Raw genomic sequence first — 22450 nt, 5'->3', positions numbered from 1 at the left:
CTCAATATTGCAACCGCACTCAGAGTACGCGCTGCCCTTCCCGCCATACTGAACGTACCACCGGTATCGCATTCTGCATATGAACGCGAACCATATCAGCCCGTTTGCCCGATGCAAGTGTTCCGCGATCTGTAAAACCGACAGCTTTAGCCGGATTGCGGGTAACCAGATTGATCGCCTGCGGCAGCGTATAGCCGTCAACCAATTGCGGCAGTGTATAAACTGCCTGCACAAGACTGAAAGGAATATAATCGGAGGACAGAATATCGAGATGACCGGCGGAAGCCAGATCACGCGCCGAGACATTGCCGGAGTGGGATGAGCCGCGCACGATATTCGGTGCGCCCATCAGCACAGCCATACCGGCTTCTTTCGAGGCTTTGGCTGCTTCCAGCGTTGTCGGGAATTCGGCCACATGAATACCCTGCTCAATCGCTTCATCCACATGGGCAAGTGTCGCATCATCATGGCTGGCAAGCGAAATACCCTTGGCCTGACAACGGGCAGCAATTTCTTTGCGAAAACGGTCTGCATGAGCCACAGATTCCGCCACGCGGCGATCACAAAACGCATCAAACTCGGCCTGCGTCATCTTCTGCTTGCCCATATAGTAGGTCTTATAGGCTTCAAGGCTGGCAAACTGGCGCTGTCCCGGAGCGTGATCCATGAGGGAGGCAATCTTAACCTGAGGATTGTGCTCAAACAATTCAAACGCATCGAGGCAATTCGGCGAAGACACTTCGCAGCGCAAATGCAGATAGTGGTCTGCGCGCAGACGGCCATTGTTCTGACCATCAGCAATCGCATCGGCAAGCAGCACCATATCGTCGGAGTTAATATCCGTGTCACCATCAAGACCAACGCGCAGTGCGTCGAATACTGTGGTGATGCCGGAAGCAGCAATCTGTGCATCATGCGCCATCAGTGCCGCATCTGCATTCCAGCGTACTTTCGGGCGTGGTGCATAATGGTGTTCAAGATGATCGGTATGCAGCTCAACAACACCCGGCATCAGATAATCGCCGCCGAAATCTTCACCGCTAATGCCGTTTCCAGAGCTGATATCAGCGATTTTTCCGTCACGAATCTGGATTGTACCGGTGATAACTTCATCCTCAAGGATGATGCGGGCATTTTTAAAAACGATATCGGAAGGGCGCGTGTCGCGTGTCATCGGAATTTTCCTGCTAACCAAAACTGTCCTGCATGATCGCTGTGATCATGCAGGACAGCTTTGGCCTACAGGAGTTTTGTGACAATCAGACAACGCTGATTTGAAGTTTTTGTCTCATTTCTGTGAGACGCGGCGATCACCGGTCAAACGTGAGCGCAGCGCATTGGAAATGGCATCGAATACAAACACCACGATCAGAATGAGGATCACCATATAGGCGACATTTGCCCAATTGGAGTTGGTGCGCATGGCTTCCCAAAGCTTCAGACCGATACCACCGGCACCAACAGCACCGATAATCGTTGCCGAACGGGTATTGGACTCCCAGAAATACAGCATCTGACTGAGGAAGACCGGCATCACCTGCGGAATAACACCGTAGCGCTGCACATTGGCTGGCGATGCTCCAACCGATTTCACACCTTCACGCTGTTTATCGTCGATATTTTCCAGCGTTTCTGAATAGAGTTTACCCAGCGTACCGGTATCAGTGAAGAAGATCGCCGAAATACCAGCCAGCGGCCCCGGTCCGAAAGCACGGGTGAAGAACAGCGCCCAGATAAACATATCGACAGAGCGCAGGAAGTCGAACAGGCGCTTGGTAATCTGATTGGCAAAGAAGTTCGGCGTAATATTACGCGCGGCGATGAAGGCCAGTGGCAGCGCGAGCATACCGGCAAACAGCGTACCGACAAAAGCCATGACAATCGTCTGCAACATCTTGATCCAGACATCACCGTGCTGCCATTCCGCATTGTTCCAGATATTGTCAAAAGCCAGCGACAGATTGGACATTTCCGGTTTGATACGCTCACCGGAAACGATCAGTGATGTTACCTCACCAGCTGACTTACCCCAGAATGGCGAATTGGTATCGAATACAAAGTTCGGCCAGCCGAAGAAACGGCGATTAACGGTGATACGCTCCGGCATGATACGGGCTTCACCGGAGAAACCGAAATCCACCTGCACTTCATCATTTTTCAGCACTGCCCATGACGGCAGCGGTTTATCATCAACAGGTCGGGCAGCATCGGCATCAATGCGCACATTCAGCACTTCGCCGCCATGCTCCACGACAACCGTATTGCCACTGAGATGCAGCGCTTCAGAGCCACCGAAAATCACACTGGTACGGCCATTGGCCTGCTGCACCCAATCCGGATCAGGGTTCTTACCCAGTACCGAAAAGCGCGGATAGGTTACTTTTGCTTCATCACCATTCAAACCAGTGTTTAGGCGTATGGTCGGGCGCACTTCATAGGAATACCACTGACGGGCAGTAATTCCGGCACGATCCCACTGGCCTTCCGACAGCACTGTACCAATGGCAAAGAACCACCAGCTATAGGCCATATAGAGCACAATGCCCAAACCGATCAGCGGCAATGTATAGCGCTTGGAAAACGGGCGGCGAAAGACCTGCGGATAGCGGTTTTCGTAATCAGCAATCTGAGCGGCGTTTAAAGTCAAAGCTGTCATTTTTTACGCTCCGAACTGAAAGGCCTGAGCGCCGACAAGACGGCCGCGCAGCCATGCAGAGGTCTGATCCACCGCAATGATTGTAACGAGCAACAGAAACACAATCGCCAGTGTTTTTGCCTGATGGCCATGACCGATCGACAGGCGCAATGCCTCACCGATACCGCCGCCGCCAACCGCACCAATAATGGTGGATGCACGGACATTAATCTCGAAACGCAGGAAGGCGTAGGACATGAAGTTCGGCATGACTTGCGGCACAATGCCGAAGCCGACGCGCTCAAACCAGTTGGCACCGACGGCACGCAGGCCTTCTTCTGCCTTCATATCAGCATTCTCAACCACTTCGAAAAACAGCTTACCCAGCGCGCCGATGGTATGAATACCAACAGCAAAAATCGCAGGAATTGGCCCCAGCGAGAGAATGGCGGCAAAGAAACCGGCAATCACAATTTCAGGAAAAGCACGCAGAATTTCCATGTAGCGGCGCACAAAGAAACGCAGCGCACGGCTGCTTGTCAGGTTTTTAGCCGCAAGGAAACACAGGATGAAACCAAAGAAAAAGCCGATCAAAGTTGCCATCATGGCAATATTGAGCGTCTCCAGCATCTTGTAGAAATATTCAGGAATATAGAAACCGCTGCCGAACAGATAGACGCGGCCTGCCTCATAATCATATTTCTGGCTACCGTCGAAATAAGGTGACGGCAGATCAAACAAAGCCCGCCAAACTTCCCAGCCGTCACGCGGCACCATATCACCGACAAAGTCGAAGAAATGCGGCAGACGCTCCCAGAATTTACCGGCATTGCTTTCATTGGCGAACCACAAGGATGCGGAAAGCGCCAGAAACAAACCACCGATAATCAGCAGCGTATAGGTACGGCGTCGGGAGGACAGCTCCCGCCAGTGCTGCTCGACCAAAGCGGCTTCACCGGACAGGGATGGCTTAGAAACAGTATGGGTCATCGGGCCCGCCTAGAGCATTTCGCAGTCAAATGACTTCATTTGACGCCCGCGATAATGCGACAAAACAAAGAGTTAGAGCGAGCGCAGTGAATAGAGACCAAACGCAACACGCTCTAAAAAGGATACAAAAATGCGGCCAGCATCATTCTTTGACACTGGCCGCAACTTAATCTTACTGACCGATCTGCGACTTACGTGCGTCGATAACCGGCTGGTAGAAATCTTTGTTCACTTCGACATAGGATTTGAAATCGCCGCCCATTGTGGAAGCAAAACACTCAGGATCGGTCTTTGGCAGATCCATCATATAGGTTTTGAACTTGGCTTTCAGATCAGCGTCAATCGCTGTGCGGATAACAATCGGGCCGTTCGGGATCAGCGGGGATTTCCAGACTTCTGTGAAGTCTTTCATATCGATCAGGCCTTTGTCGACCATCTTGCGCAGGTTACCGGATGTGTAACCTTCATCGAAGCTGCCAACGCCGGAACCGAAAGTTGTACCGGCATCAAACTTGCCGTCTTTTACAGCCAGAACCAGATTTTCATGGCCGCCGCCGAAACCGGTTTCGCTGAAATAATCTTTAACCGTCGCGCCATCGAGGTCTTTTGGCAGCGAGGTTACCGGAATGAGATAGCCGGAGGTTGAATCCGGATCGGCAAAACCAAGCTTCTTGCCTTTCATATCAGCAACAGTCTTGATGCCGCTGTCTTTACGGGCAACCATGATCGAATAATAACCGGTCGAACCGTCTGTCTGTTCAGTGGTCAGGATCGGCTCAACCGCATCTTCTTTGGTCAGATAGATTTTGGCATAGCCGGAAGCGCCAAGCTCTGCATAATCCAGTGTGCCGCCGAGTAGACCCTGAATAACGCCGTCATAGTCGGCAGCAGGAAACAGTTTAACTTCCTTAACGCCGATTGCCTTTGGCAGCTGGTCAATAATGCACTGGTAATTGCGCAGACGGTCGGCTTCGTTTTCGCCGCCGATAATACCAACGCGGAACACTTCAGGCTTATCTGCCTGCGCTGCGGTTGCGGTTGCCACTGCGGACAGCGCAACGGCGCCGAGCAAAAGCTTCTTGAAGGTCATGAACCATTCTCCTGTTAAACGATTATCGTTTTTGGTTGAAGCAGTTTCAGGAAAAGTGGATGCCGGTTTTCCGTCCGAAACTGCTCAGATGAAGTGTTACTGTGCGTCTGCAACAAGCTTTGCGACCTGTCGTGCCACTTGCGGGCTGACCGGAGGCTGCGGCTGTTCCAATGCTGTGGATGTCACGGCTTCAGAGAAGCTTTCATCATCAGCTTCGGCACCATAAATGCGGCGGGCTGCGGCCTGTGTCAGATCAGCAGGCGTTCCGTCAAACACAACGCGTCCGCCCTGCATACCGATAATCCGGTCGCAATAGGTGCGCGCTGTATCCAGCGTATGAAGATTGGTGATAACGGTCAGACCTTCGCGCTGATTGATATCGCGCAATGCGCTCATCACGACCTGCGCATTGCGCGGATCAAGCGAGGCAATCGGCTCATCAGCAAGAATAACTTTCGGGCTCTGCATCAGCGCACGGGCAATAGCCACGCGCTGCTGCTGGCCACCGGACAATGTTCCGGCTGGCTGCAAGGCGGTTTTGACAATATCCAGACGTTCAATATTGGCGATGGCCTGCGCACGTTCCTCGCGGGAGAAAATGCCCATCAGGCTTTTGACCGTGGAACGCTGATTAAGACGGCCAAGCAGCACATTGGTCAGCACATCAAGACGTGGCACCAGATTGAACTGCTGGAAAATCATTGCACAATCACTGCGCCAGCGGCGCAGCTCAGAGCCGCGCAGACGCGACACGTCCTGATCTTTAAAAACAATAGAACCGTCAGACGTATCAATCAGACGATTAATCATTCGCAACAAAGTGGATTTACCGGCACCGGATGCGCCAATGATCCCCACCATCTGGCCCTGCGGAATTTCCAGATTAACATCTGCAACCGCAGTATTGCCGCCAAAACGACGGGTTACATTTTCAAGCTTCAGCATCAGCGCCCTCTATCAATTTCCCTGCGAAATTAGGCGCGTGATATGAAATGAAAATGTAAGTTAGATTACACTTCCATGAAAGTTCTGAATCAGATTTTTGACAAAAAAGCCGCCGGAAATTCCGGCGGCTCTGTTCTGCTATTGGATTCAGCAGCTTGGCTATCAGCCGCCGTGCTTTTCAAGAAAAGCTTCAATTTCAAGTTTGCGGAAATCATCCAGTGCATCACGCAGGCGCTGATGATCCCAGTCCCACCATGCCAGAGCTTCGAGACGCTCGACAATCGCATCGGAAAAACGCTGACGAATGAGTTTGGCAGGCACGCCGCCAACAATCGTATAAGGCGCGACATCTTTGGAAACGACCGCACCGGAACCGATGACCGCACCATTACCGATTTTAACACCAGGCAGAACGGTCACGCCATGACCCAGCCATGTATCATGACCAATGGTCACTTCATGAGCGCGACGCCATTCAAAGAAATCTGCCTCCTGCTCGGCATCCGGCCAGTAATCATTGGCGCGATAGGTGAAGTGATGCAGCGTTGCGCGCCACATCGGGTGATTGGTGGCATTGATACGCACCGAAGCGGCAATATTCGCAAACTTACCGATCTTGGCGCACCAGACCATACCGTCGCGCTCAATATAGGAATAGTCCCCCATTTCCGTTTCAGAAATACGACAACGGGTACCAATTTCCGTATAGCGGCCGAATGTGCTGTCGGAAATTTCCGTATCCGGATGGATAAACGGCTGTTCTGACAATCTGGTCATGCATCTGCTCCCTGACGCACATAACCCGGAGCAAATTCCGTCACGTCGATAATGCGGTCGGCCACAGCCTCACGCACATCTTCATCATGGAAAATACCGAGCATCGCCACGCCTTCTGTTTTTTTGCGACGGATCAATTCCATAACAACTTCACGGTTTTTGGCATCGAGCGATGCGGTCGGCTCATCGAGCAACAACACCGGATGATCGGTGATGAAACCGCGGGCAATATTCACACGCTGCTGCTCACCACCGGAGAACGTGGCTGGCGGCAGATCCCACAGACGCTGCGGCAGGTTGAGCATAGCCAGCAATTCACGGGCCTTATCCTGCGCCTGCTCGCGATCAACACCACGGGCGAACAACGGATCGGCCACCACATTCAGAGCACTGACACGCGGCACAGTGCGCAAAAACTGGCTGACATAACCAATCGTATCGCGGCGCACAGCCATAACCGTGCGCGGGTCCGCCGAAGCAATGTCAATCTGTTTGCCGTGATGGCGCAGAATGATCTGACCTTCGTCCACGGCATAATTGCCATAGACCATTTTCAGAATAGAGCTTTTACCGGCACCGGACGGGCCGCCAAGCACGGCACATTCACCGGCTTTCAGCGCAAAGAAAACATTATTCACCACCGGCAATTTAATGCCGCCCTGCAAATGCATGGTGAAGCTCTTTGCCACTTCCGAAACAATAAGGGGCATAGTCATGATTAAACCTGCAAAATCGAGGAAACGAGCAGCTGCGTATAAGGCGCCTGCGGATCATCCAGCACGCGGTCGGTCAGACCGGCTTCGATAATATGACCGTCTTTCATCACCATCATGCGGTGCGACAACAGACGAGCCACAGCCAGATCGTGGGTCACAACAATCGCAGCCAGACCAAGATCGGCCACCAGACCGCGCAACAGATCAAGCAAACGTGCCTGTACGGACACGTCCAGACCACCGGTCGGCTCATCCATGAAAATCAGACGCGGTGCAGTCACCAGATTGCGGGCGATCTGCAAACGCTGACGCATACCGCCGGAGAATGCACGCGGCTGGTCATCAATGCGGTCGGCAGAGATTTCCACACGACCAAGCCAGTCGGTCGCGGTTTCACGGATTTTACCATAATGGCGGTCACCGACAGCCATCAGACGCTCGCCGACATTGGCACCGGCAGAAACTGTCATACGCAAACCGTCAGAAGGGTTCTGATGCACAAAGCCCCAGTCGGTACGCATCAGGAACCGGCGCTCGGCTTCACTCATGCGATAGAGATCACGGAACTGGCCGTCACGCATCCGGTATTCCACAGCGCCGACTGAAGGCTGCAAGCGTGTGGCAAGACAGTTGAGCAGTGTCGTCTTACCGGAGCCACTCTCGCCGACAATCGCCAGCACTTCACCCGGATACAGCTCAAAGGAAACATTGCTGCAACCAAGACGGTTGCCGTAGAATTTCGACAATCCGTTTACACGCAGCAAAGGCGTGTCATGATTTAGATTGCTCATTGGGCTGCCTCCAGACCTGAGGACACTTGTCCGATATCTTTGTTATTTGCAGACAAGTGTCCGACATGGCCATCGGCCTGTCGTGTTTCGCAATAATCGGTGTCGGAGCAGACGAACATGCTGCCGCCCTTGTCATCCAGCACCACTTCGTCGAGATAGACACCCTTGGCACCACACATGGCGCAAGGCTGAGCAAATTTCTGCACCTCAAACGGATGATCTTCGAAATCAAGGCTCACCACTTTGGTATAAGGCGGCAGAGCGTAAATACGCTTCTCGCGTCCTGCACCAAACAGCTGCAAGGCCGGTGACATATGCATTTTAGGATTGTCGAATTTCGGTGTCGGTGAAGGATCCATCACATACCGGTCTTCGACTTTCACCGGATAGGCATAGGTCGTGGCGATATGGCCGTGGCGGGCAATATCCTCATAGAGTTTGACATGCATCAGGCCGTATTCTTCCAGCGCATGCATTTTGCGGGTCTCTGTCTCGCGTGGTTCCAGAAAACGCAGCGGCTCAGGGATCGGCACCTGATAGACGAGGATCTGGCCTTCTTTGAGCGGTGCTTCCGGAATACGGTGACGGGTCTGGATGATGGTTGCATCTTCCGTGCGGGTCGTCACTTTAACCTGCGCCGTCTTTTCAAAGAATGCACGGATCGACACGGCATTGGTGGTATCATCCGCACCCTGATCGATCACTTTCAGCGTATCATCCGCGCCCAGCACCGCAGCAGTTACCTGCACACCACCGGTACCCCAGCCATAAGGCATCGGCATTTCGCGGCTAGCAAAAGGCACCTGATAACCCGGCACCGCAATCGCTTTAAGCAATGCACGGCGGATCATCCGCTTGGTCTGCTCATCAAGATAAGCAAAATTATACTGCATCAGAACGCTCATTCTGCGGCTTCCTTCTGTGCTTCTTTCTGGGCATCATTAGCAGCATTGTGGCTGGCATATTCGGCACGCATACGGCGGATCAGATCAAGCTCAGCCTGAAAATCCACATAATGCGGCAGTTTGAGATGCTCGACGAAACCGGTCGACTGCACATTGTCGGAGTGGGAAATCACAAATTCCTCATCCTGTGCCGGTGCGGTAATGTCTTCTTCAAATTCTGCGGTGCGCAGCGCACGGTCACAGAGCGACATCGACATCGCCTTACGTTCGCTCTGACCGAAAACCAGACCATAACCACGGGTGAATTGCGGCGGGCGGGTTGCAGAACCGGCAAACTGGTTGACCATCTGACATTCGGTGACCTGTATGCTGCCCAGCGATACCAGACCGCCGAGTTCCGGCACATCCAGTTCAACTTCAACTTCACCGATGCGGATTTCACCGACAAACGGATGCGTGCGGCCATAACCGCGCTGTGTGGAATAGCCCAGCGCCAGCAGGAAGCCTTCATCGCCACGTGCCAAAGCCTGCAAACGCAAATCGCGTTCCATCGGGAATGTCCACGGTTCGCGGGTCAGATCACCCGGAACATGGCCTTCCGGCATTTCACCATCCGGCTCGATCATGCCATTGGCACCGAGAATATCAGTCACGCGCGGCATAGCTTCATTAACAACTTCATCATCACGCTGCACACCTTGTGCCACCGGATGATCACCGGCCATTTCAGGATCCAGCAGGCGGTGGGTGTAATCGAAAGTCGGCCCCAAAAGCTGGCCGCCCGGCAGATCTTTAAAGGTTGCAGAAATGCGGCGCTCTGCCAGCATCTGCGCTGTGTCCAGCGGCTCGGAATAACCGAAGCGCGGCAAGGTTGTGCGATAGGCACGCACCAGAAAAATCGCCTCGATCAGATCGCCGCGCGATTGGCGGATTGCCAGCGCTGCCAGTTCACGGTCATAAAGCGCACCCTCGGCCATAGCACGATCAACGGCCAGACCCAGCTGCTCCACGATCTGCTCCAGCTGTAAAGCCGGTACTGAACGGTCACCACGGCGGCGGTCACCCAGCAACTGATGTGCATTCTGAATAGCGGCTTCACCGCCTTTAACTGCAACATACATGGTTCAATTTCCGTTTTTAATAAGTTTGGTACTGCGCGGCAGTGCGGCAACGGTTTTAGGTGCGGCAAAAACCAGATCCACACCACGCGGGAACAAGGCCGTATTGGCCGCCCATTGTTCATTGAAACGTACCGGTAAAGCACTTGGTGCAAATTCACGGACATGCTCAATGCCGGGCCCCTGAAGCTGCAAAGTCCGCGCACCTGCAAAGCCCTCGATCGCCATAACGATTGTGGCAGAGCGATCCGGATATTCCGATGTGCCTTTGGCAAAAACATCCAGCGGCGGCATCTGAGTAACATCGCTGACCAGCGCAAAATTCGCCTCACCAATTTCGGAAACCAGCTCAAAGCCAGTCTGGAATGCGAGCCATTCACGCACAGCGCTGCTTGCAGCCAAACGACTGTCGAGCCAGACCTTGGTATCATGGTCGAACAATGCCTGCGCAATAGCACCGAGTTCCGGTGTCAGCGGCAATGGCGGTTGGGTTTCTGCTGTCAACGGCTGGATAGTACCGGGATTGGCAAGCGCATCCATCAAAGCACGGAAACAGGTCTGCGCATCATAAACGGCGTCAGCAAAACCACCTTCAAAAGCCTGATTATCAAAAGCCATTAGTCGTCTCCCCGAACCATGGTGAAAAAGTCCACTTTCGTTGCCGCGGCTTCACGGCGACGCTGGGTGCTACGAACATCAAGACGCTGTGCAATTTTCTGCAACAGATCACGCTCAACAGCCTCACGGCTCTGCGGCGCCTGCCACAAAGCATCGGCAATCGCTGCCAGACGCGCTTTTTCATGATCGCGTCCCAGCGCATAGGAGTGACCGACCAGACCTTCCGAGGAAGTACCGGACGACACGCGAACAGTCGCACGGGTCACAGTTGTCTCACCCAGATTGAACGGTGCTCCGCCGCCACCGATACGGCCACGCACCATCACCAGTCCGGTTTCAGGGCCGCGCAGCACATCAACCTGCGGCTGCTCTGCTTGATTACTCCAGAAGGAAGCCAGCTCCTTCAATTCCGCCTTTGCCAGCAAAGCGGCAACCTTGCGCCGTTCGCCTTGCAGCTTTTCGGGTAAATTCTCGGTTTCATTCTTCATTTGACACACCGCTCTAAATTGTCTATTTATCTATACAACTAGACATTAATTATTGTTCTAAACGCTCTTAGTGACAAGCGCATGACAATCAGCGGGGCTGCGGCAAATTAAATGGCAGAGACAACAAAAATCGCCCGAAACAGCGGTGTGGCCGTCTGGCGGCAGATTGCCGATGAAATTCGCAGGGAAATTAAACACGGACATTTCAAGCGCGGTGAAAAGCTGCCGCCGGAAATGACGCTGGCTGCTCGCTTCGGCGTCAACCGCCATACAGTGCGCAGCGCCATTGCGGCTTTGACACAGGAAGGCGTGTTACGGGCAGAGCAAGGGCGAGGTACTTTTATCGCCAATGCCAAACGCCTGACCTATCCCATCAGCAAGCGCACCCGCATGTCCACCAGTCTGGCCGAACAGATCACGCAGCAGGAACGCGTCATCCTCTCGCACAGGATTGAAAAGCCCTCAGCCGAGGTCGCCCATGCTTTGCAGCTTAGTGATGAAAATGCGCAGGTGCATTATTTTGAAACCCTGTCCATTGCTGATGGTCAGCCGGTTTCCATGTCCGATAGCTGGTTTGACCAACAGCGTTTTCCGCAATTTGATGAATTTTACAAGGCCAGCGGCTCAGTCACAAAAGCACTGAAGCAATCGGGCGTTGAGGATTATTTCCGCAAATCCACACTGATTTCCGCACAGCACGCCAACGGGCAGGATCTGCTGCACCTGAAGCTCACACCGGGGGCGATTGTGCTCACGGCGCAGTCGGTCAATGTCGATACCAATGGTGTGCCGGTGGAATATTCAGCAACACGCTTTGCGGCTGACCGCATGGAATTTTCTATCGAGAGCATGTCGCTGAATGAAGAATAAAAACTATTGCCTGCATTAAGTTTCTGTCGTTAGCTGCGGCCTGTTCATAATTCCAGTCACAGGATCAGCAGCATGGCATTTTATCTCGGTCTTGACCTCGGCACGTCCGGCCTCAAAGCACTGCTGATTGATGAAGAGCAGAAAATTATCGCTTCTGCCCATGCAGAGCTCCATGTCTCCCGTCCGCATCAAAGCTGGTCTGAGCAACAGCCACAAGACTGGATAAAAGCCGCAGAAGCAGCAATCACCCGGCTAAAAGCGGAACATGGCACTGCGCTTTCGAATGTGCGTGGTATCGGCCTTTCCGGTCAGATGCATGGCGCGGTTCTGCTGGATGAGCAGGATCAAGTGTTGCGCCCCGCCATTCTCTGGAATGATACACGCAGCCATGCCCAAGCTGCGCAACTGGATGCTGATCCGCAATTCCGCGCCTTGACCGGCAATATTGTCTTTCCGGGTTTTACCGCGCCTAAATTGCTTTGGGTGAAGGACAATGAACCGGAGATTTTTGCCCGCATTAAAAAGATCCTGCTGCCGAAAGATTATCTGCGTCTGTGGCTGACCGGCGAGCATGTCAGCGAAATGTCCGATGCCTCCGGCACATCATGGCTCGATGTGGCACAACGCAAATGGTCAACTGACCTGCTGGCAGCAACAGAGCTTGATGAAAGCCAGATGCCGCGCCTTGTTGAAGGCACAGATATTTCCGGCACATTGCGCGCAGAGCTGAGCCGGCAATGGGGCATGGTATCAGGTGTAGTGGTTGCCGGTGGTGCCGGAGATAATGCGGCCTCCGCCTGTGGTATCGGCACGGTAAAAGCCGGACAGGCCTTTGCCTCGCTCGGTACATCCGGTGTGTTATTTGCCGCCAATGACAGTTTTCTGCCGCGTCCTGACAGTGCCGTTCATGCTTTCTGCCATGCTCTGCCGCAGACATGGCACCAGATGGGCGTTATCCTCTCCGCAACCGATGCCCTGAACTGGTACAGCACCATCACCGGTCATGAAGCTGCGGCGCTGACGCAGGAGCTCGGCGATGATCTGCTGGCACCGTCAGGAGTAACTTTCCTGCCTTATCTTTCCGGCGAGCGCACCCCGCATAATGACAGCCTGATCCGCGGCAGTTTCACAGGGCTAAGCCATAGCGACAATCGTGTGGCACTCACTCAAGCCGTGCTTGAAGGCGTGGCTTTCGCCTTCCGCGACAATCTGGAAGCTCTGGCAAAAGCCGGTACACAGCTTGAAAGTGTCATGGCTATCGGCGGCGGCTCACGCTCGGCCTATTGGCTGAAAGCACTGGCAACCGCACTGAATATGCCGGTTCACTTGCCTGCCGACGGTGATTTCGGCGCGGCTTTCGGGGCAGCACGGCTTGGACTGATTGCGGCGGAAAAGGCCGATGCTCTGGCTATTTGCACCAACCCGCAGATTATCAAAACCATTGAGCCGGATCAAAAACTTCATGCGGCTTATGAGGCAGCCTATCAGCGCTACACGGCGCTTTATCAGGCATTAAAGCCGTAATGTCTCAAAAGCCAGTTTCGGCACGGCATCAACCAGTTGCCGTGTCGGCTCGGTCTGCGGGTTTTGCAGCACAATATCCGGCACACCCTGTTCAACAATCTCGCCCTCATGCAACACCAGCATCCGGTCACAGAAAGCCCGTACCAGTGCCAGATCATGCGATATAAACAGATAGGCAATGCCATTTTCGCGCTGTAAATCGGCCAGAAGATTAAGAATTTTCGCACGCACAGATACGTCCAAAGCCGATACCGGTTCATCCAGTACGATCAGATCAGGCTTGCACAAAAGCGCACGCGCAATCGCCACCCGTTGGCGCTGACCGCCGGAGAGTTCACGCGGGTAGCGGTCAGCCATATCCGCAGTCAGACCAACCCGTTGCAAGACTTCAGCAATTTGCTGGTTCGTATGCTGCTGACTACCATGCAGAACCAGCGGCACCTGCAAAATCCGGCTGATCGTATGGCGCGGGTTGAAAGCCGCTAAAGGGTCCTGAAACACCATCTGGAACTGAGCCCGTTTTTCCCGCAGCGCACTGCCCTGAAGGGCTGTAATATCAGTGCCGTTGAGAATGATCCTGCCACTATCCGGCTCGTTCAACCGCATAATCAATCGCGCCAAAGTGCTTTTACCAGAGCCGGAACGCCCGACCAGCGCCAGTGTCTCACCGGCATGAAGCGTGAGATTGATATTTTTCAAACCTTTTGAAGGGTCTTTGCCAAAGGCCTTGTTAAGACCGGCAATCTGCAAAACCTCGCTCATAGCGCACCGTCAATCTTAGGCAGACGCGGCTGCTTTTCCCGGTCCAGTCCGATATGGGTTGCCAGCAAAGCTTTGGTATAATCATGCTGCGGTGCGGTGATCACCTGTTCAGCCGTGCCGATTTCCACCAGCTCCCCGCGATAAAGCACCGCAATTCTATCGGCCAGTTGTGAGGCCAACGCGATATCATGGGTCACAAACAGCATTGTCAGTCCTTGCGTGCGCACCAGACCATCCAGCAATTGCGCCACATGGTTTTGTACCACCGTATCCAGCGCACTGGTCGGCTCGTCTGCGATCAGTAATTGCGGCTGTGCAGCCAAAGCCGCGGCAATGGCAATACGCTGTTTCTGCCCGCCGGAAAATTCATGCGGATAGCTTCGTAAGCGCTGCTGACTGTCCGGTATTTGCACTTGCTGCATCAGTTCTGCCGCTCTTTGACGTGCTTCAGTCCACGAGATTTTAAGATGCGTGACGATCACTTCCGCAATCTGGTCTCCCACCCGCATCATCGGATCGAGCGACCCATCGGGATCCTGAAACACCACGCCGATATCGCGACCGGCACGCGGCTCATGCGCCAAAGCCGGAAAGCGGATTGTACCGCCAAGTGTTGCTATGGCAGGCAAGAGACCAGCGATTGCCATGGCTAATGTGGTTTTACCGGAACCACTTTCACCAATCAGCGCCAGTCTTTCACCTTGCTTTAGCTCAAAACTAACAGGGTGCAGCACAGTTTGCACACCATAGCGAACCGTCAAATCCTGTACGACAAGAAAGACCTCAGACATTGCTGCGCTCCCTCTCTGATGATGGGCGGCGCGTCAGCGCCTGTCCGGTGAGATGCACAGCCAGAACGGTGACCACTAGTGCCAGTCCCGGAATGATTGAGAGATAAGGCGCTGAGCGCAGCACTGTGCGTCCTTCGGCAATCATCGTGCCCCATGTCACGCTGTTCGGATCGCCAAAGCCCAGGAAGGCCAGTGAGGCTTCAATCAGAATAGCCGCCGCGACCGAAACGGCTGCCAGTGATGCCGCAGGTCCAAAGGCATTGGGCAGGATTTCCCGAAAAGCAATGGAGAGCGGCCCCTGCCCCAGCGTGCGGGCAGCGGCGACGAAATCGCGCTCACGTAAGGACAGCACTTCAGCCCGTGTCACCCGCGCAGCCTGCGTCCAGCTGCCGATGCTGATTGCAATAATCAGTGTCGGAATGCTTGGCCCCAGCACATTGATCATCGCCAGCGCCAGCAAAAAGCCCGGCACGGTCTGAAACGCTTCAGTGATCCGCATCAGAACATTATCGGCAAAACCACCGAGAAATCCGGCCAATGTGCCGATCAGACTACCGGCAATCAGCGCAGCGGCTGCGGAACTCAGCGCCACCAGCAAAGTCGTACGTGCGCCATGAAACAATCCCGCCAGCACATCGCGCCCCAGCCGGTCTGTACCGAGCCAATGGGCATAATTTGTGAATGGCCGGATCAGCGGTTCTCCGGCGATTGCCAGCGGATCACCGGCAAACAATAACGGTGCAGACAGCGCCATCAGCCCTAAAAGCATAAGAAGACCAATACCGGCTTTACCTTGTCTGTCCAAAGTCTGAAAAAACGTCATTGGCGCTGGCTCCGCACCCGCGGATCAAGCCGCGCATAGGCCAGATCAACCAGCAGATTGGCAATGATCACTGCAAAAGCACCAAACAGAATGACACCAAGCAACAAGGCTGTATCGCGTTTGGCAACAGCCTCTGCAGCCAGACGACCAAAACCCGGAATGGCAAAGACACTCTCAATCACCACACTGCCGCCAAGCATCACACCGGCTTGCAGGCCTAACATTGTCACCACCGGTAAAACCGCATTACGGGCAATGTGTCGCCAGATGATACGGCGTGAGGAAATACCGCGTGCTTTAAGCGCCTGCACAAACATTTCCTGATGCAGATCAGTCATGCGATCCCGCATCAGCCGCAGATAGAGCGTGAGATAGACACTGGAAAGTGCCGCAACCGGCAAGATCAAATGGCGACTGATATCTGCCGTTCTCGCCAACCCTGTTTTGCCGGACGCAATGGTTTCCAGCCCGCCGATTGGCAGCCAGCGCAATGTTACGCCGAAGATCACGATCAGCACCAAACCCAGCCAGAAACCCGGCACGGCATAAAGCGCCAGTGAAGTCAGCGACAACAACCGGTCGCGCCTGGAATGCGGTTTTGCACCGGCCACAATGCCGAGCAAAGAACCGGCAAAAAATGCCAGAAATGTCGATACGCCCATCAGCAATAATGTTGCCGGAAGCCGCTCCAGAATAACATCAAGCACCGGACGCTGAAAGGCCGAAGACCAGCCAAAATCGCCGGAAAACAGCGCCGTGACATAGGCAAAAAACCGCTGCAACGGCCCCTGATCCAGCCCCCATGACTGGCGCAAAGCTTCAAGCTGCTGCGCATCCGCCCCGCCCATCTGCGCCACATAAGCATCCACAGCATCGCCGGGGGCAGCTTCCAGAATAAGAAAGCTGCCCACCAGAACAATGCCCAGAACCGGAAGGATACTGCCAAGACGACGGAGGAGAAACGGCACTGATATTTACTCTTGCAAACCGGTATTCGCCCAGCCGGAAACCGCCCAGCGCGGATTATCCGAGACATTCTGCACGCGCTCGCTGGCAACCGTGATGAAAGAGAAATCCGCGACATTGATCAGCGGCAGATCTTCCGCCACCAGACGCTGCAAATCCTGATAGATACCTGCACGCGCCTTATCATCAAGCGTCACCGCACCTTTAGCGATCAGTGCATCGACCGCATCATTCTTATAGCCATATTGATTGGTAAATGGCGCACCGGCAGGCAAGCCGCTCTGGAACAGCACTGTCGTCGAGATTGCCGGATCGGAGCGATAAACCGGCGTAGCCACGGCAATATCAAAATCATGATCGGTGTAGACCGCTTTGAGATGCGCCGGTGAATCATTGGCGACAATCACTGCATCAATGCCGATTTTCACTAAAGCCTGACGCAGATAATCGCCGAATTGCTTGGTTTCATTGAAGAATGGTGCAGGCAGCAGCTTCAGCTTAAAGCGGAAACCGTCAGCGCCTTTTTTATAACCAGCTTCATCCAGCAGGCTTTCAGCCTTGGCAATATCAAAAGCATATTGCTGCGTATCCGGCGCATAGAAGACCTTGTCAAAAGCCGGTACTGGCCCTGTCGCCGGTTTGGCATAACCAAGGAAAATCGTCTTGACCACAAAATCCTTATCAATCGCATGGGCGATAGCTTGGCGCACTTTCAGGTCAGCGAGTTCTTTGCGACGATGATTAAGTTCGACACTGAGCTGATAGGTCAGCGCCTCATAGCCATTGGCATAGACTTTCAGCCCCGGCACTTTGGAAATCCGCTCCAAGTCGGCCAGCGGCACAGCAGAGAAAGCGGCCAGCTGAATCTGATCGGCTTCCAGCGCATTACCCGCAGATGCGCGATCCGGCAGCACCTGATAGACAATCTCATCCAGCGCAGGTGCTTGTTTGTCCCAATAATTTTCATTGCGCTTCAGCAGGTAATATTCACCCGGCTTATGGTCGCCATAGACGAATGGCCCCGTGCCCACCAGTTTTTCATTGGCAGGGTTTTTCGCAATATCCGTGTCTTCATAAAGATGTTTCGGCAGCACTGAAGTCACCACCGGCAGCGCATTGCGGATCAGCTGAAACGGTGTCGGTTCGGAGAAGCGGAAGACAGCTGTATGCTCATCCGGTGTCCCAACGCTTTCCAGATTTTTGAAAACCGAGCGGCCAAGATTTTGCAGTTTCTTCCAGACTTCCAGCGCCGAGAAAGCCACATCGGCAGAGGTGAACGGCTTGCCGTCATGCCATGTCACGCCTTCGCGCAATTTGAACGTAGCCGACAACCCGTCTGCCGAGCCTTCCCAGCTGGTGGCCAGCAGCGGCTTCAAACCATCCGGATGCTGCGCATCAACATAAGACTGCTCGGCCAAAGTCTCGATAACCTTGCTCGCCACATAGAAAACGCCGTTTGAGGCGACAATTGCCGGATTAAGATTGGCCGGTTCGCTATCCGCGGCCACAACCAAACGACCACCACGCACCGACTCAACGGAGGCCTGTTTTTCAGCCGTTTGTGCGAAAGCAAAACGCGGCAGAACAGAAAGTGCTGCAAGACCGGCAGTTCCTGCCAACAGAGCACGTCGATTAAGCGTCAATCTTGTCATAATAACCTGTCCCTCTGTCACGGATTAATCCGCAATAATCCCAAACTTCTTCAATGCACCGGCCAAAGCTTCAACAGCCTTTGCCGCAAATTCCGGTTGCGCTGATGCCCCCATATGCCCGATACGCAAAACCTTGCCAGCCGTATCTTTACGACCCAGCGACACCAGCACATCATGGTCGCGCAGCATCAGATCGCGCAAAGCCACATCGCTGATACCATCCGGCACTTTGAACACTGTCGCAGTCGGTGCCGCATTGGCTTCCTGACGCGGCCATAATTCCAGTCCAAGTGCTTTGACACCTTCACGGGCAATTTGCGCCGTTTGCGCATGACGCGCCCAGACATTTGAAGCGCCTTCCGCCAGATAAAGATCGAGCGCTGTGTTAAGAGCATAAATTTCTGCAACAGACGGCGTTACCGGAAAAGCATTGCCTGCACGCCATGCTTCTTTCCAGTCCAAAAGACTCAGGAATGATGCCCGTGGCGCATCCGGATTCCCTGCCATTTTCTGCCATGCACGATCACTCACTGCTGCGAGCGTCAGACCCGGTGTACTGCCCAGACATTTGGACGGAGAGGTAATGAAAATATCCGCATGTACAGCTTCAGGATGCACATCCATGCCGCCAAAAGATGAAACCGCATCGACAATCAGATAAGCACCATGACGCGCGGCAATGGCACCGATCTCCGCCAAAGGATTGAGCGTGCCCGAAGGCGTATCGTGATGACAAACGGCAATAATGCTGATGTCAGGGCGTTTTTGCAGCATGGTCTCTACAGCCTGCGGATCAATCACATCATCATAATCCACTGCCAGTTCAATGACTTCACGGCCATAGCGCGTTGCCCACGGACCAAAGCCTTTGCCATAAACGCCGGAGACAAGATTAAGCACCACATCCTGACGGGCAATCAGACCCGCAGCTGCCGCCTCAATACCGAGAATAGCCTCACCCTGCATAATAACCGGTTGATTGCCGGTACGCATGACCTGCGCCAGCTTCTCAATCACGCTTTGATAAAATACCTGAAATGCATCCGTATAATCATACAAAACCGGCTGCCCTAATGCCCGAAGAACTTCCGGATAGGCCGGTACCGGACCGGTTGTGAGCATATAGGCAGGCACTTGCAGCATGGGATCATTGACCAGTTTAAAAACAGCATCATAGGAGCGGTTCCCTCCATCTCCAAGAGGGATAATTTTCCACGATCAGCAATTATTGGAATATGATTTCTTTTTACGAGCAGAGATGAAATATCCCACTGTATTCTTTTCTGCTGGCAAAGAAGATCGTGCAATCACAGAAGCTCTCTTCTGCCTGTGACAAACAGACTTGCGACAAGTTTCCGGCAGAGATTCCGGTTTCGCTCTCAAAGCAGATCGCGTACAAGACGCAAGATCAGTTTCTTTCCGGTTAGCAGGTAAAGTCTGATCAGTCATGATCGCAACGCACCTGTCACCACGGATGAAACTGACCAATGTCATATCATCGAAGGTATTCAGAATTGCGCGCTCTTCTCCTCTCTGCCTCCGCTCTTACCGCTATTACATTTTCTGCCGCACTGGCCGCTCCGGCTCTGGCGCAGGATACTGCTAAAATCGCACCGAAAGTCATGGTCATCACCATGTTCGGTCAAGAAGCCAAACCTTGGGCTGAGGGCGAGAAATTCACGCAGCAGATCAAGCTGGCCGGTCTTAATCCGGAATATCCGAATGTTGACTGCACCGATGAAGGTCTGTGCCACATGACAACCGCCATGGGTTTTGCCAATGCGGCAAGCTCGGTCTCGGCCATGGCACTCAGCGAGAAATTCGATCTCTCCAAAACCTATTTTCTGATTGCCGGTATTGCCGGTGTTGATCCGAAACACGGCACTCTCGGCTCTGCTCACTGGGCAAAATTCGCCGTTGATGCCGACCTCAACCACCGCATCGATCAGAGCGAAGTGCCGGATACATGGGAAACCGGCTCTTTCGCCCTTGGTGCCAGCAATCCGACCGAAAAAGCCAAATGGTCAGCAGGTACAGAAGTTTATGCCCTGAATGCCAAACTCACAGATTATGCTTTCAGCGTGACCAAGGATGTGGAACTGCTGGATGGTGATGGCGCGAAAGCCTATCGCAAACATTACAAGGGCGATATTGCAACCGGCGCACCGATTGTCAGCATGTGCGATACGCTCTCCAGCGACACCTATTGGCATGGCGTTAAAATGGCTTTGTTCATGGAAAAATGGGTTGAACTGCTGACTGACGGCAAAGCCACCTATTGCACCTCGCAGATGGAAGATAATGCTACTCTGACGGCACTGAAACGTGCATCCGAAGCTGGCAAACTGGATTTCGACCGTATTGCATTGCTGCGTACTGCATCGAATTTTGACCGTCAGGGCGAAGATCAGACCGCTCTGGAATCGCTGAAATCAGAATCCGGCGGCTTTAAACTGGCGACCACCAATGCCTATCGCGTCGGCAAAGCCTATGCACAAACCATTCTGACCGGCTGGGACAAGTGGCAGGAAGCGCCTCAGACGGACAGCGCAAAATAATTTAAGCATATGGAAAAGCCCCGCGCAGAGCTTTCTGTGCGGGGCTTTTTCATGTCTTATAGATTACGATGCGCGGTTGATTGCATCCCCGAGGATTGAGACGATCTTGCCGATCTCTTCTTTGCTGACGATCAGCGGTGGTGAAAGGGCAATCACATCACCGGTCACGCGGATCAGCAGACCTTTCCTGAAGCAATCGGTGAACACATCATAAGCGCGTGCGCCAACAGCACCGTCACGCGAAGACAGTTCGATACCGGCCACCAAACCAAGGGTGCGGATATCAATAACATTCTTCGCGGATTTCAGCGAATGGATCGCTTCCTGCCAGTCATCTGCCATTTCGGCAGCGCGGGTCAGCAGCCCCTCTTCCGCATAAATATCCAGCGTTGCAATCCCTGCCGCACAGGCTGCCGGATGACCGGAATAAGTATAGCCGTGGAACAGTTCAATCGCGCCTTCCGGCCCATGCATCAGACCATCATAAATATGACGGCTGGCAAAAACCGCTCCCATCGGAATGGCACCATTGGTCAGACCTTTTGCAGTGGTGATCAGGTCCGGTGTAACACCAAAATAATCTGATGCAAACGGCGAACCAAGACGACCGAAGCCGGTGATCACTTCATCAAAAATCAGCAGAATGCCATGTTTCTTGGCAATAGCAGCAAGGCGTTCCAGATAGCCTTTTGGCGGCACCAGCACACCGGTTGAACCGGCCAGAGGCTCAACAATCACAGCGGCAATAGTTTCCGCACCATGCAGCGCGACCATGCGCTCCAGATCATCCGCCAGTTCGGCACCATGTTCCGGCTGGCCTTTGCTGAAAGCATTTTTCTCAAGATCATGGGTATGGCGCAGATGGTCAGCACCCGGCAGCAGCGGAAACACACGGCGGTTATTGACCAGACCACCGACGGAAATACCGCCAAAGCCTACACCATGATAGCCGCGCTCACGCCCGATCACGCGGGTGCGCGTGCCCTGACCAATAGCGCGCTGATAGGCAATGGCAATTTTCAGAGCGGTATCAACGGATTCTGAACCGGAACCGGTGAAGAACACACGGTCGAGAATTTTGCCGTCGCCGCGCGGTGCAATTTCACCAAGGCGGGTGGCAAAATCGAACGCAATATTATGCCCCATCTGGAATGTCGGTGCGAAATCCATCGTCGAAAGCTGTTTTTCGACGGCGCTGGCAATCTGCTTGCGACCATGACCGGCATTGACGCACCACAGACCCGCAGTACCGTCCAGCACGGAATTGCCGTCCACATCCGTGTAATACATGCCTTCAGCTGTAGCCAGCATACGTGGCGCAGATTTGAACTGGCGGTTTGCCGTAAACGGCATCCAGAAACTGTCAAGCTTGGGACTATTGGTTAAATCAGTCATTGTTTCGCTCCTCGCCGACGCAATTTTCCAAACGGA

The 22450-nt window shown here is 53.7% G+C and carries 22 protein-coding genes; 3 read left to right on the top strand and 19 right to left on the bottom strand.

Translation table 11 applies throughout. The features are described 5' to 3' along the window. Positions 1-19: 19 nt before the first annotated feature. The 12 genes from BKD14_RS02705 to phnG all read right to left on the bottom strand — a co-directional run bounded on the left by BKD14_RS02705 (position 20) and on the right by phnG (position 11073). On the bottom strand, positions 20-1174 hold the full coding sequence (locus BKD14_RS02705) for an alpha-D-ribose 1-methylphosphonate 5-triphosphate diphosphatase (RefSeq protein ID WP_075654166.1): 1155 nt from the start codon (positions 1172-1174) through the stop codon (positions 20-22). Between the two features lie 114 nt (positions 1175-1288). Then, positions 1289-2656, bottom strand: a complete 1368-nt coding sequence (phnE, locus tag BKD14_RS02700) for a phosphonate ABC transporter, permease protein PhnE (protein ID WP_075654165.1) — start codon at positions 2654-2656, stop codon at positions 1289-1291. 3 nt (positions 2657-2659) lie between these two features. Continuing rightward, complete coding sequence (gene phnE, locus BKD14_RS02695) at positions 2660-3625, bottom strand: phosphonate ABC transporter, permease protein PhnE (protein ID WP_075654164.1); 966 nt, start codon at positions 3623-3625, stop codon at positions 2660-2662. A gap of 172 nt (positions 3626-3797) precedes the next feature. Then, positions 3798-4715 (bottom strand): phosphonate ABC transporter substrate-binding protein, encoded by a 918-nt coding sequence (phnD, locus tag BKD14_RS02690; protein ID WP_075654163.1) that lies wholly within the window; start codon positions 4713-4715, stop codon positions 3798-3800. A gap of 96 nt (positions 4716-4811) precedes the next feature. Then, positions 4812-5660, bottom strand: coding sequence for a phosphonate ABC transporter ATP-binding protein (phnC, locus tag BKD14_RS02685; RefSeq protein ID WP_075654162.1), 849 nt, complete (start codon positions 5658-5660; stop codon positions 4812-4814). 162 nt (positions 5661-5822) lie between these two features. Beyond that, positions 5823-6437 (bottom strand): DapH/DapD/GlmU-related protein, encoded by a 615-nt coding sequence (locus BKD14_RS02680; RefSeq protein ID WP_022710283.1) that lies wholly within the window; start codon positions 6435-6437, stop codon positions 5823-5825. Continuing rightward, positions 6434-7153 (bottom strand): phosphonate C-P lyase system protein PhnL, encoded by a 720-nt coding sequence (gene phnL / locus BKD14_RS02675; RefSeq protein ID WP_075654161.1) that lies wholly within the window; start codon positions 7151-7153, stop codon positions 6434-6436. The genes BKD14_RS02680 and phnL overlap by 4 nt, the downstream gene beginning before the upstream one ends. 2 nt (positions 7154-7155) lie before the next feature. Beyond that, entirely contained in the window at positions 7156-7944 is a 789-nt protein-coding gene (phnK, locus tag BKD14_RS02670; RefSeq protein ID WP_075654160.1) for a phosphonate C-P lyase system protein PhnK, read from the bottom strand. Beyond that, positions 7941-8849 (bottom strand): alpha-D-ribose 1-methylphosphonate 5-phosphate C-P-lyase PhnJ, encoded by a 909-nt coding sequence (locus BKD14_RS02665; protein WP_075654159.1) that lies wholly within the window; start codon positions 8847-8849, stop codon positions 7941-7943. Before BKD14_RS02665 ends, phnK begins: the two co-directional genes overlap by 4 nt. After that, entirely contained in the window at positions 8846-9970 is a 1125-nt protein-coding gene (locus BKD14_RS02660) for a carbon-phosphorus lyase complex subunit PhnI (RefSeq protein WP_022710287.1), read from the bottom strand. The genes BKD14_RS02665 and BKD14_RS02660 overlap by 4 nt, the downstream gene beginning before the upstream one ends. A gap of 3 nt (positions 9971-9973) precedes the next feature. After that, complete coding sequence (phnH, locus tag BKD14_RS02655) at positions 9974-10585, bottom strand: phosphonate C-P lyase system protein PhnH (protein ID WP_075654158.1); 612 nt, start codon at positions 10583-10585, stop codon at positions 9974-9976. Further along, the gene (phnG, locus tag BKD14_RS02650) at positions 10585-11073 is read right to left on the bottom strand and encodes a phosphonate C-P lyase system protein PhnG (protein WP_022710289.1); all 489 of its coding nucleotides are present in this window, start codon (positions 11071-11073) and stop codon (positions 10585-10587) included. Before phnG ends, phnH begins: the two co-directional genes overlap by 1 nt. A 111-nt stretch (positions 11074-11184) precedes the next feature. On the opposite strand from phnG, the gene phnF reads away from it, so the two are divergent. Continuing rightward, positions 11185-11943: a phosphonate metabolism transcriptional regulator PhnF gene (phnF, locus tag BKD14_RS02645; protein WP_075654157.1), complete on the top strand. Its 759-nt coding sequence runs from the start codon at positions 11185-11187 to the stop codon at positions 11941-11943. A gap of 72 nt (positions 11944-12015) precedes the next feature. After that, complete coding sequence (gene xylB / locus BKD14_RS02640; protein WP_075654156.1) at positions 12016-13467, top strand: xylulokinase; 1452 nt, start codon at positions 12016-12018, stop codon at positions 13465-13467. On the opposite strand, the gene BKD14_RS02635 is transcribed toward xylB, so the two are convergent. The 6 genes from BKD14_RS02635 to BKD14_RS02610 are packed head-to-tail and all read right to left on the bottom strand — an operon-like array spanning position 13456 to position 19604. Continuing rightward, a complete protein-coding gene (locus tag BKD14_RS02635) occupies positions 13456-14229 on the bottom strand; it encodes a dipeptide/oligopeptide/nickel ABC transporter ATP-binding protein (RefSeq protein WP_075654155.1) in 774 nt (257 codons plus the stop codon). The two genes, xylB and BKD14_RS02635, sit on opposite strands and share 12 nt — an antisense overlap. Further along, a complete protein-coding gene (locus BKD14_RS02630; RefSeq protein ID WP_075654154.1) occupies positions 14226-15020 on the bottom strand; it encodes an ABC transporter ATP-binding protein in 795 nt (264 codons plus the stop codon). The genes BKD14_RS02635 and BKD14_RS02630 overlap by 4 nt, the downstream gene beginning before the upstream one ends. Then, positions 15013-15843, bottom strand: a complete 831-nt coding sequence (locus BKD14_RS02625) for an ABC transporter permease (protein WP_075654153.1) — start codon at positions 15841-15843, stop codon at positions 15013-15015. The genes BKD14_RS02630 and BKD14_RS02625 overlap by 8 nt, the downstream gene beginning before the upstream one ends. Further along, positions 15840-16817, bottom strand: coding sequence for an ABC transporter permease (locus tag BKD14_RS02620; RefSeq protein ID WP_075654152.1), 978 nt, complete (start codon positions 16815-16817; stop codon positions 15840-15842). Before BKD14_RS02620 ends, BKD14_RS02625 begins: the two co-directional genes overlap by 4 nt. Then, positions 16818-18461 carry an ABC transporter substrate-binding protein gene (locus BKD14_RS02615; protein WP_075654749.1) on the bottom strand — a complete coding sequence of 548 codons (1644 nt, stop codon included), beginning with the start codon at positions 18459-18461 and terminating at the stop codon, positions 16818-16820. Between the two features lie 24 nt (positions 18462-18485). Next, positions 18486-19604, bottom strand: a complete 1119-nt coding sequence (locus BKD14_RS02610) for an alanine--glyoxylate aminotransferase family protein (protein WP_245293546.1) — start codon at positions 19602-19604, stop codon at positions 18486-18488. A gap of 371 nt (positions 19605-19975) precedes the next feature. Between BKD14_RS02610 and BKD14_RS02605 the strand changes: the two genes are divergently transcribed. After that, positions 19976-21019 carry a purine nucleoside permease gene (locus tag BKD14_RS02605; protein WP_245293545.1) on the top strand — a complete coding sequence of 348 codons (1044 nt, stop codon included), beginning with the start codon at positions 19976-19978 and terminating at the stop codon, positions 21017-21019. A 63-nt stretch (positions 21020-21082) separates the two neighbouring features. On the opposite strand, the gene BKD14_RS02600 is transcribed toward BKD14_RS02605, so the two are convergent. After that, positions 21083-22414, bottom strand: coding sequence for an aspartate aminotransferase family protein (locus BKD14_RS02600; RefSeq protein WP_075654151.1), 1332 nt, complete (start codon positions 22412-22414; stop codon positions 21083-21085). Between the last annotated feature and the right edge of the window lie 36 nt (positions 22415-22450).

The organism is Pseudochrobactrum sp. B5, assembly GCF_001939785.1.
Lineage (GTDB): Bacteria > Pseudomonadota > Alphaproteobacteria > Rhizobiales > Rhizobiaceae > Pseudochrobactrum > Pseudochrobactrum saccharolyticum.
The sequence above is the reverse complement of the archived record's forward strand: the minus strand, read 5'-3'. Positions and strand labels throughout refer to the sequence as shown.

Excerpts from the sequence above, each read along its gene's own strand:
- BKD14_RS02705 (WP_075654166.1), bottom strand. The coding sequence starts at position 1,174 with ATGACACGCGACACGCGCCCTTCCGATATCGTTTTTAAAAATGCCCGC.
- phnE (WP_075654165.1), bottom strand. The coding sequence starts at position 2,656 with ATGACAGCTTTGACTTTAAACGCCGCTCAGATTGCTGATTACGAAAAC.
- phnE (WP_075654164.1), bottom strand. The coding sequence starts at position 3,625 with ATGACCCATACTGTTTCTAAGCCATCCCTGTCCGGTGAAGCCGCTTTG.
- phnD (WP_075654163.1), bottom strand. The coding sequence starts at position 4,715 with ATGACCTTCAAGAAGCTTTTGCTCGGCGCCGTTGCGCTGTCCGCAGTG.
- phnC (WP_075654162.1), bottom strand. The coding sequence starts at position 5,660 with ATGCTGAAGCTTGAAAATGTAACCCGTCGTTTTGGCGGCAATACTGCG.
- BKD14_RS02680 (WP_022710283.1), bottom strand. The coding sequence starts at position 6,437 with ATGACCAGATTGTCAGAACAGCCGTTTATCCATCCGGATACGGAAATT.
- phnL (WP_075654161.1), bottom strand. The coding sequence starts at position 7,153 with ATGACTATGCCCCTTATTGTTTCGGAAGTGGCAAAGAGCTTCACCATG.
- phnK (WP_075654160.1), bottom strand. The coding sequence starts at position 7,944 with ATGAGCAATCTAAATCATGACACGCCTTTGCTGCGTGTAAACGGATTG.
- BKD14_RS02665 (WP_075654159.1), bottom strand. The coding sequence starts at position 8,849 with ATGAGCGTTCTGATGCAGTATAATTTTGCTTATCTTGATGAGCAGACC.
- BKD14_RS02660 (WP_022710287.1), bottom strand. The coding sequence starts at position 9,970 with ATGTATGTTGCAGTTAAAGGCGGTGAAGCCGCTATTCAGAATGCACAT.
- phnH (WP_075654158.1), bottom strand. The coding sequence starts at position 10,585 with ATGGCTTTTGATAATCAGGCTTTTGAAGGTGGTTTTGCTGACGCCGTT.
- phnG (WP_022710289.1), bottom strand. The coding sequence starts at position 11,073 with ATGAAGAATGAAACCGAGAATTTACCCGAAAAGCTGCAAGGCGAACGG.
- phnF (WP_075654157.1), top strand. The coding sequence starts at position 11,185 with ATGGCAGAGACAACAAAAATCGCCCGAAACAGCGGTGTGGCCGTCTGG.
- xylB (WP_075654156.1), top strand. The coding sequence starts at position 12,016 with ATGGCATTTTATCTCGGTCTTGACCTCGGCACGTCCGGCCTCAAAGCA.
- BKD14_RS02635 (WP_075654155.1), bottom strand. The coding sequence starts at position 14,229 with ATGAGCGAGGTTTTGCAGATTGCCGGTCTTAACAAGGCCTTTGGCAAA.
- BKD14_RS02630 (WP_075654154.1), bottom strand. The coding sequence starts at position 15,020 with ATGTCTGAGGTCTTTCTTGTCGTACAGGATTTGACGGTTCGCTATGGT.
- BKD14_RS02625 (WP_075654153.1), bottom strand. The coding sequence starts at position 15,843 with ATGACGTTTTTTCAGACTTTGGACAGACAAGGTAAAGCCGGTATTGGT.
- BKD14_RS02615 (WP_075654749.1), bottom strand. The coding sequence starts at position 18,461 with ATGACAAGATTGACGCTTAATCGACGTGCTCTGTTGGCAGGAACTGCC.
- BKD14_RS02610 (WP_245293546.1), bottom strand. The coding sequence starts at position 19,604 with ATGCTGCAAGTGCCTGCCTATATGCTCACAACCGGTCCGGTACCGGCC.
- BKD14_RS02600 (WP_075654151.1), bottom strand. The coding sequence starts at position 22,414 with ATGACTGATTTAACCAATAGTCCCAAGCTTGACAGTTTCTGGATGCCG.